The following is a 9,805-nucleotide window of genomic DNA, read 5'->3' as shown; positions in this document are numbered from 1 at the left end:
CAAGGCTAAAGCACTTCCGTGCTATAGCGACAAGGTACGATAAATTGAAATTACAGTTTGAGAGTATGTTAGCGCTGGCATGTGCAATGATTTGGCTACCAATGTGAAAGATCAACAGCCCCTAGCTACGTTAAAAATTATTTATATAGAACAACTATATGCCATAATTTTAGTCTTGTTATTGAGCTATTTTCTTTTCGCTATAATAAATCGCTAACATAAGGCAATTGGTATAAGCAGCCAAAGTAACTCAGGAGCAGTTACCGACCCCCTAGATTTTAAATTTCACGCCACGACTACCCCTCCCCTAAATTGAATAAACTCCCATTTAAAAGCTTCAAATTACAGGAAATGAAATTATTTAATTCACCGTAACGGTATATTTTAATAAAAATAGTATCAGCTAATGTGGTATTAAATGGTAAAAAAATCTTACACATCATTAAAATTAAAAAATCCGCAATTAGAGGACTAATTACGGATTGTTAACGATTTGTTTAATTATCTAACAGATTTTAACCATTAACTTCTCGACAATATAATGACGATAGTTTATTTAATCTGTTCGCTTTTAGAGCGCGCTATATTAGAAGCGAGCTTCAAAGCCTAAACGAACAAAACGTGGGGTCTGCCAAGAATATGCCGCATCATGATAAGCATTTACAACGCCTTCACTTTGTTCATAGTGTTCATTTATTGAATACTCTGATTGCGTATTCAGTATATTGAAAATATTAATTGAAGCACGCATATCAATATCCGATACAGTAAAGTCGTAAGCAGCTGATAAGTCTAAGTTAAACACCCATGGTGTACGTCCATTAGTACCACGATCATGTTTCTCATAGATTTTTTCGTCTTGTTCACACTCTCCATTACCATTTGTATCAGGGCAATTGTTAGTATAAATATAGAATTTATCACCCCAACCACCATTCAGGTTTGGATCTGTAGATGGGTAACCTTGACCAAACAAACTCTTAGGGCGACCACTTTGTAGAGTTGCGTTCCAACCAACAGTTAGATTCTCCACAGGCTCCCAGCTACCAAAGAATTTGAACGTATGACGACGATCATTTGGTTGATAACCTTGTGAACCATCCATTACAGCTGGGAAGTCAAAGTCTTGTGTTATACCCGCATCAGCTTGACCGATATCAGATTTAACCGCACCTTCGAAGTTACCCACACTGCGAGCCCAAGTATAACCAAACTGATAACGAATAGTATCGGCTTTATAATCTAAGCTAAATTCCACTGCTGTATATTCATTATTAGCCTTCGGTAAGCCTATAGTTTCAGCTGAATAAGTAGTTAGTGAATTTGCATCTGGTATACCATCGTTTACTTCAGTAGTCGGATCATTGCTTGTACCGTTCCAATACACACCATCTTTATACCAGCTAGATGAAGAGCCTGGATTAATCATTACACAAAATGGGTATGCATAACGACCACAGTAGTCATCGAGTGCTGTCGCAACTTCACGATATACGCCTTTTACACCAACAGTGTACTCATCGTTAAGTGCCTGTTGAACACCTAAAATATACTCATCTTTAGAGAAAGGGTCTGCTTCTTGCGCTTGAAAAATATCTTTTTCAGGAATAACAGGTACACCACTTACTTGCTGAGAGTTAGCAAGACCCCCAGAACCGATAGTATCGGCTAAAGGAGAAAGACCCGTTGGAGCGCCTGTTGTACTGTCAACTCCGGTATACGTATAAGCGGTTGTGATGTCACTTACACCAGAAGCTGCACGGAAAATAGTATTATTAGCAACTGGTAGGTAGTAACGACCGTAAGTACCATAAACTTTAGTATCGCCTGTACTTGTTGGATCCCAAGTAAAGCCTAAGCGCGGTGCTACATCAGTTTTGAAACTAGTTAGTAGTTTATCAGTTGTTCCCCAGCTATCAAATTCATCAATGCGTAGCCCTACAGTAACAGCAAAGTCATCTGTTACGCGCCAGTTATCTTCAATGTAGTATGCCGTTAATTCAGATCTAAAACTACCACCACCATCAAAAACTCGGTCTTCAACATATTGTAATACATTACCTGTATTGTTAGTTAATGCACCGTTATCTGCTTGGAAGGTACCATTATCAGCAAGCGTTTTATAATCATAGCTGTGACCACCAATTGGACGATCTATACGCTCAGATTCGCGTTCTTGATAATCAACCCCAAAACTAAATTCATGATCGCCCCATACATACTCTATATCTAAGCGGTATTGTGTGTTTTCGTCATTATTAGCACCGAAGCTCCCACCAGCTCCACAGCCCTTTATCGGGCTAGATGTACCGCGAGAGTCTGTAATAGAAGGACATACTAAGTTTTCTGATTGTGTTTCATACTCAGTTTTAATATTACCAACCATCGCAGTAACAACAAGGTCTTCAGTAAGGATACCAGTATAACTTAAGCTTTGCGCTTCACCGCCTCGCTTGAGTAAAGCACCATCTTTGCGATCGCCAATAACACCATTGCTATATTCATAAACCGAACGCTCAATATCACGACGATTCGAATAAGCAAAGTAGCTTAAACTATGATTTTCAGTAATAACCCAATCTAGTTTACCACCCCAAAACAAGTTATCGCCGCCAGACGCTGACTCTGTACGATACTGATCATTTGCAGAGAATTCATCTCCACCCCATGTGTATGTAGACTCTGTATCGCGAGGATTAACTAAACCATAGAAGAATAATGTATCTTCGATTAATGGACCACCTACCGCTAACGTAATATCTGCTTTATTATCGCTATCATGGCTTTCATCTCTAAAAATTTGGCCGGCACCATTATTACCACGTGAAATATTGCCTTCTTCTTGTAGAGAATCTGGTTGATATTGCACCACCGCAGAGAATTCCCACTCATTCGTACCGCTTTTAGTAGTGGTGTTAATAGTACCACCAGTAGCTCTACCAAACTTAGCTGAATAACCACCTGTTTTTACTTGAAATTGGTCATAAAATTCAAATGGGACTTCACCACAACCAAGACCTTGGCGAGTATTTGTAACTTCTAAACCATTTATGTAACAAGCATTTTCAGCTACTGATGAGCCACCAAAAGAAGCTGTATTCCCAAACGCACTGTCACCTTTCACAGCACCAGGTGCAAGTAAAGCAACAGACGTTAAATCTCTATTGATTGGCATTCTATCTATTTCAGCATCTGTAATTACTAACCCTGAGTCAGCTGTTGATAAATCAATGGAGGAAATTCGTGCACCTAAGACTTGGATAACTTCTGGACCAGATCCATTAAGTTGCGCTAAATCAAAATTAGCTCTTGCGTTAGCACCTAAAGAAACACGAACATTGTCTTCAGCAACAACAGAGTTACCTTTTAGTATTTGAATTTGGTAACTACCTGAAGGTAAAGATGCAAAACGAAAAGAACCATCATCTGATACAGAAAGCGTACGTTCTAACCCAGTGGCAGGGTTTTTCACTTTGACAGTGTAGCTACCTGAACTTGTAATATTATTAATTGAACCGACTACATCTGACGCAACAGCAGGTAAAGCTAAACCTAATGAAGCTGATACAGCTAATGCAGTAATACTTTTTCTGAATATACTTTTCATATTCTTATCCCTGTTAAATTTATAATTATTTTCACTCTCAAATAAGAGAACCTAAACATTAACAAATAAAATTATTTTGTAAACATATATAACAATAAAATCAAGGAACATTAAACAAAATATAACGAAAAACATGTAAAGCATACAATTTCGTTTCTATAGTGGCTACAACCACTAAAAACAAGTGCGTTAGTCAATCACTTATTAAATATATAAATAAACAAGAACAAGAAATACAAACTCAAATTGTATAAGGTTTGCTAAAGAATCGAATCTTACTCTTCTAACGAAAACAACTTGGTCTAGGTTCAAACTCACTGGCTCTCAAAGGTAATTGAATTACTTTTCCGCAGCCTGGTGGGGCTTGTTTTCCTGTTTGCTCGTTAACAAACGCCCAGCGAATTGATGCTGGCCGTGTATCGGCAATGGCTTGGGGATTAAGTGGTTTTAAATAGCGAATATACGTTTCTAGCGCCCCAACACTGCCAGTTAGTCCCGTACTTTTATTATCGTCTCGACCAAGCCAAGCTACCGTTACCGTGTTTTGATCAAACCCTGCGAACCAGCTATCACGCAAATCATTACTGGTTCCCGTTTTACCTGCCAGTTGAATTGACGGAAAATGTAAATTTAAGCGTTTAGCAGTACCGTCTTTAGTTACACGCTTCATTGCGTACTTAGTCATGTAAATCGCGTCTTTATCAAATCTGGATTCTGGCTTTACGATATGCTTATAAAGCACTTTGCCTACAGAATCGGTAAGGGCCGATATTGCAGTAAGTTGTCTGTATTCGCCATCTGCAGCTATCGTTGTATATAATTGGGCAACTTCATAACTAGACATTTCAATAGCACCTAAAAGTAGCGATGGGTATTCATCTATTCTCCCCGTCGCACCTAGCCCTTTTAAAGTCTTTGCCACTTGGTCAACACCGACATCAAGCCCTAAATTAACCGCTGGAATATTAATACTATTACTAAATGCTTTATAAAGTGGGATTGCACCACGGTATTGATGATCAAAGTTCTCTGGTTGCCACACATTACCCTGCTCGTTTGTCACCTGTAATGGTGAATCATCAAGCAGTGTAGCTAAATTATAATGCGGTAATTGTAGCGCCGTTAAGTACACTGCGGGTTTAACGAGCGATCCTATATTACGCTTTGTATCTAAAACACGATTAAAGCCCGAGTAACGCACATCACGGCCAGCAACAAGCGCAGATACACCGCCTTTTTCTACGTTAACAGAAATCATCGCAGTTTCTAATTCTTCTGTTTTTGGACGTCTTTCTAAGTACGGTAAACTATTTTTTATCGACTCTTCCATTGCGGTTTGTTTTTGTAGATCAAAATAAGTAAATACTCTCACGCCGGCATCAAGCGTTTGTTTATTTGGTAATAGCTTATTTAATTCTCGATTTACTAGCTCTAAATAGCCTGGGTATGATTTTTGTAAACTTGCTTTCATTGGCGCAATATCAATAGGACGTTTAAGTGATGCGCGATATTCTTTTGTGCTAAGCAGTTTATTTTCTACCATAAGACGCAGAACGAGATCTCGACGTTCCATTGTGCGCTCTTTGTAACGACGAGGGTTGTAATAAGAGGGTCCTTTAACCATTGCCACCAGCAGAGCAATTTGGTCATATTCTAGTTCATCAACGGGTTTAGAAAAATAAAAGTCTGCAGCGAGCCCCATACCGTGCACGCCTTGGTTATAAGACTGCCCTAAATAGACTTCATTTAAATACGCTTCTAATATTTGATCTTTTGAATAGCGATAATCCAGAATAAGAGCAATAAAGGCCTCATTTATTTTACGCATTAAAGAACGTTCACGCGTTAAATAAATATTTTTAGCTAGTTGCTGGGTAAGTGTACTACCGCCTTGAACAGTACGACCTGCGCGCATATTAGTGTAAAGCGCCCGTAAAATAGAAAACACCGACACACCATGATGCTCATAAAAATTACGATCCTCAACCACTAATAATGTGTCTTTTAACATGGCTGGAAATTTATCAAGCGGCACAAACTCTCTATCTTGTTTAGAATCATTGCCTATACGGGCTATTTGTACAGGCTCTAAGCGAGCACTATTTAAGCGCCTGCCAAACTTATCTTTAATCGTTGCGACTTTTTGCCCTGAAAAACGCAATTCAATAATATGCGACGCTTCAAATCCATCGTAAAACTCAAAATCACGACGATAAATTTTAATACTGCTGGCTGTTTTAACAAACTGCCCTGTTCGGCTTAATCTATTAACTGATGAATAATTTAGACGTTCAAGTTCCCATATTACTTCTTGGCTTGATAAAAATTGTCCTGGATAAAATGCCATTGACCGCGCATAAACTTGCGCTGGAAGTTGCCATTTATTCCCTTCAAATTGACGTGTTATTTTTGAATCTAGATAAATAAAATACATTGCCATGGCAATAAAAACAGCCAAACTTAGCTTCCAAAACACTGACCATATTTTTTTCATGAAAGAGCGTTGAAGCGTTTTTTTTGCTGCTTTTTTAGTGCTTTTTGAAGTTTTTGAGGTTCTTTTCTTTGCCGTGCCTGATGGTTTACTCACACGTTTAGTTGCAGGTTTACTGGTAGGTATTTTTTTATTATCAGCCATTTAAGTGTAATTTATTCCAAGGTTATTCACGAGTGTGAGCTTAGCATATTGAATATACCCTAACATCCGAAAAGTTAACCCTTCCTGAAACAAAAAAAGCCCTACCGAAGTAGGGCTTTGTGTAAACACACTATTATTTAAATAAACTATTAGCTATTTCGAACAGAAACAAACTCTGGGTAGGCTTCAATACCACAATCGTGTTGATCCATCCCGTTTAGCTCCTCTTCTTCGGTTACACGTATACCCATTGCTTTGTTAAGCACAGTCCAAACAATAAATGATGCTACAAATACAAAGGCAAGAATGCATACTAGACCTATTAACTGATTAACATAGCTGGCGTCAGCATTGGTTAGCGGTACTAACATAATGCCTAATGCACCGCACACACCGTGCACAGAGATTGCACCTACAGGGTCATCAATCTTAACTTTATCAAGGGCAACAATACTAAATACAACCAAAGCCCCCCCTAGTAAACCTAATAAGCAAGCCATTACCGGTGATGGTGAAAGAGGGTCTGCGGTGATAACAACCAAGCCCGCTAATGCGCCATTTAATACCATAGTTAAATCTGATTTACCCCAAAGTACTTTACACACAAACAGCGCAGCAATAGCTCCCATTGCAGCTGCGGCATTAGTATTTAGTAATATTTGACCTACCGCTGTTGCATTTTCTTTATCTGAAAGCAGTAATTGAGAACCACCATTAAAGCCAAACCAGCCCATCCATAGAATAAACGTACCGAGTGTAGCAAGGGGCAAGTTTGAACCTGGAATTGGGTATATTTCACCATTTTTACCGTATTTCCCCTTACGAGCTCCCAGAATTAAAACACCTGCTAGTGCGGCGGCAGCACCTGCGCCATGCACGATTGCAGAGCCTGCAAAATCAACAAAGCCCATTTTAGATAAAAAACCACCGCCCCATGTCCAATAACCTTCAACAGGGTAAATAAAGCCAGTCAGAACAACAGCAAATGCTAAAAAGGCCCATAGTTTCATACGTTCAGCAACAGCACCTGACACAATCGACATCGCAGTTGCAACAAAAACGACTTGAAAGAAAAAATCAGACTCTAAAGAATGATTTGCATCAGCAGCTTGTGTACCAATTAAAGCACCTATTGAGGGAATTAAACCGCCTTCAATATTGTCTACATACATAATGTTGTAGCCAACTAATAAAAACATCGTACATGCTATTGAATAGAGCGCGACATTTTTAGTCAAAATTTCAGCGGTGTTTTTAGAGCGAACTAAACCCGCCTCTAACATCGCAAAACCTGCTGCCATCCACATTACTAATATACCTGATATTAAAAAATAGAAGGTATCGAGTGAGAATTTTAATTCTATTATTGTATTTTCCATGATGCCTCCTTAAATCGCTTCTTCGTCAAGTTCGCCAGTACGAATACGAACAATTTGATCTAAGTCGTATACAAAAATCTTGCCATCACCGATCTTACCTGTTGATGCGATTTTAGTAATTGCCTCTACAACACGCTGGCAGTTTTCAGTTCGAGTTGCAATTTCAAGTTTAATTTTAGGAATAAAATCAACTTGATACTCTGCACCTCGGTATAACTCTGTATGACCTCGTTGACGCCCAAAGCCTTTTACATCAACGACAGTCATTCCTTCAATTCCTAAATCAGCAAGTGCTTCACGCACATCATCTAATTTAAATGGTTTTATAATTGCACTAATCATTTTCATAGCGGCCCCCTCGGACTCTTTATTGTTATCCTGTTGACTAATACAATCCAACCTTTATGCCAGTATTTTATATTTAATTTAAACAATAACTTAAAGATAAAAATAAAAATAAAACCAAAAAAAACGCACCATTTAGGTGCGTTATATTAACAATGTAGCTACATTGGTGCGTAAACTAACCTCGCACTAAAAAGCTAACTAGATATTATGCGATACAATTACGACCTTTGTTTTTAGCTTTATACAAAGCACTGTCGGCCGTTCGCATAGCATCAGTTAAACTGGTATTTTGAAACTCAGCTAAACCAATGCTTATAGTGATAGTGCAAGACTTGTCACTGATAGAAAAATCATAACTCGCCATTTTTTTTCTAAATGCTTCTAAATATTCTCTGCCCTTTGTTAGTTCGATTTCAGGTAAAATAATTGCAAACTCCTCACCGCCTACTCGCGCAACTATAAAGTTAGAGAACGTAGAACGAATAAGTGAACCGACTTGTTTTAACGCCTGATCTCCACCTTCATGACCAAATTTGTCATTAATATTTTTAAAAAGATCAACATCAAGTAAAGCGAGCGTATTATTTTGATTTCTATTTTTTAATAGCTTTTCCGCATATTGATAAAAATAACGGCGATTATACAAACCCGTTAAATCATCTCTAAAGGCACTTTCTTTTATATCTGCAATTAATGAAAGCTGCTCCATTGTTTGCAATACTCGACAGTGGAACTCTTCATTCATAAACGGTTTAGTCAAAAAGTCGTTTGCGCCATATTTAATAAATCGCGCTGATAAACCATGCTTGCCCGCACCTGACAAACCAATAATAGCTAAATCATCACGGCCTCTAAAATGACGAACCGCTTTAACAAGTTCAAAGCCATCCATTACAGGCATAGCATAGTCAGTCATTAACAACTTTATCTCTGGATCCGCTTTTAATAGATTAAGCGCTTCTTGGCCATCATTAGCTACGGTTACATCAAACAATTGTTTTTCTAACATTTGCTTCATTAATGAGCGGCTCAGCATTGAATCATCGGCAATAAGCGCTTTGCACCCTTGGTTTCTTAGCAATTGCGCCACAAGCTTTACGGCATAATGATAAGAATCACGATTATCCTTAATTACGTAATCAACAACACCAAGTTCAAGCATTTGCTGGCGTTTGTATTCGTCAATTTTAGACGTAAGTACAACTGTGGGGATTTTTTTAGTCAAGGTGTACTGCGCAACTTCACCATGAGGCGCATCTGGTAGGGTCAAATCAACTAAAGCGAGTGAATAATCATATTTTTCTACATAGCTTTTACATTCAGCTAAAGACCAAGCAAAATCAATAGCGACATCAAGGTACTGGGCAGTTAAGTGGCGTAAAACCTGCTGTACTACTTTACTGTCTTCAACCACTAATACTCTTTGCATAGTTCTTCTCTTTACTTTGGTTAACTTTATACCGTCAGTAACAAATATAAAATAATCGCACTTCATTTTTGCAGCTAAAATAGCAAAAACTCGTGAATAATAAACATCCTGCTAAGCATTGTTATATTGCGCATTAAAATTAAAGCGAATTCCATTAGATTTGATTGGTAATAGTTTGCAAACTCTAAATACAAACTACTAGGGTCTGTTGATCTTTGCGGATTAAAATTTGTTCAAACTAGGGGCTGTTTAATCGCGGCGCGAGGTTTACAACCTAGTGGTCTAAGTAAAAACCGAGCAACAAAGAGTAAATAGCCCCTAGGAAGAACCCTTTGGGCAGCGCCTGTTTGGCATTGATGCTGCGTTATCGCCTATTTATGGGGAATAACCACACTACATAGGCGCTG

5 protein-coding genes and 1 pseudogene are annotated in these 9,805 nt (G+C 38.4%); 1 reads left to right on the top strand and 5 read right to left on the bottom strand.

Annotation, left to right across the window (positions count from 1 at the left end; genetic code table 11):
• A pseudogene (locus H5119_RS20575) lies at positions 1-107 on the top strand (IS5/IS1182 family transposase); the annotation flags it as partial.
• Between the two features lie 479 nt (positions 108-586).
• Here the strand turns inward: H5119_RS20575 and H5119_RS19410 are convergent.
• The 5 genes from H5119_RS19410 to H5119_RS19390 all read right to left on the bottom strand — a co-directional run bounded on the left by H5119_RS19410 (position 587) and on the right by H5119_RS19390 (position 9,398).
• Complete coding sequence (locus H5119_RS19410) at positions 587-3,607, bottom strand: TonB-dependent receptor (RefSeq protein WP_182703407.1); 3,021 nt, start codon at positions 3,605-3,607, stop codon at positions 587-589.
• 283 nt (positions 3,608-3,890) lie between these two features.
• Entirely contained in the window at positions 3,891-6,242 is a 2,352-nt protein-coding gene (gene mrcB, locus H5119_RS19405; RefSeq protein ID WP_182703406.1) for a penicillin-binding protein 1B, read from the bottom strand.
• A 149-nt stretch (positions 6,243-6,391) separates the two neighbouring features.
• On the bottom strand, positions 6,392-7,621 hold the full coding sequence (locus tag H5119_RS19400; protein WP_182703405.1) for an ammonium transporter: 1,230 nt from the start codon (positions 7,619-7,621) through the stop codon (positions 6,392-6,394).
• Positions 7,622-7,630: 9 nt separating this feature from the next.
• On the bottom strand, positions 7,631-7,969 hold the full coding sequence (locus tag H5119_RS19395) for a P-II family nitrogen regulator (protein ID WP_004587162.1): 339 nt from the start codon (positions 7,967-7,969) through the stop codon (positions 7,631-7,633).
• Between the two features lie 205 nt (positions 7,970-8,174).
• Positions 8,175-9,398: a response regulator gene (locus H5119_RS19390; protein WP_182703404.1), complete on the bottom strand. Its 1,224-nt coding sequence runs from the start codon at positions 9,396-9,398 to the stop codon at positions 8,175-8,177.
• Positions 9,399-9,805: the final 407 nt, after the last annotated feature.

It is taken from the genome of Pseudoalteromonas sp. SG45-5, assembly GCF_014164085.1.
Classification (GTDB): Bacteria; Pseudomonadota; Gammaproteobacteria; order Enterobacterales; family Alteromonadaceae; genus Pseudoalteromonas; species Pseudoalteromonas aliena.
Note: the sequence above shows the minus strand (reverse complement) of the source record. Positions and strands in the feature narration are given on the sequence as shown.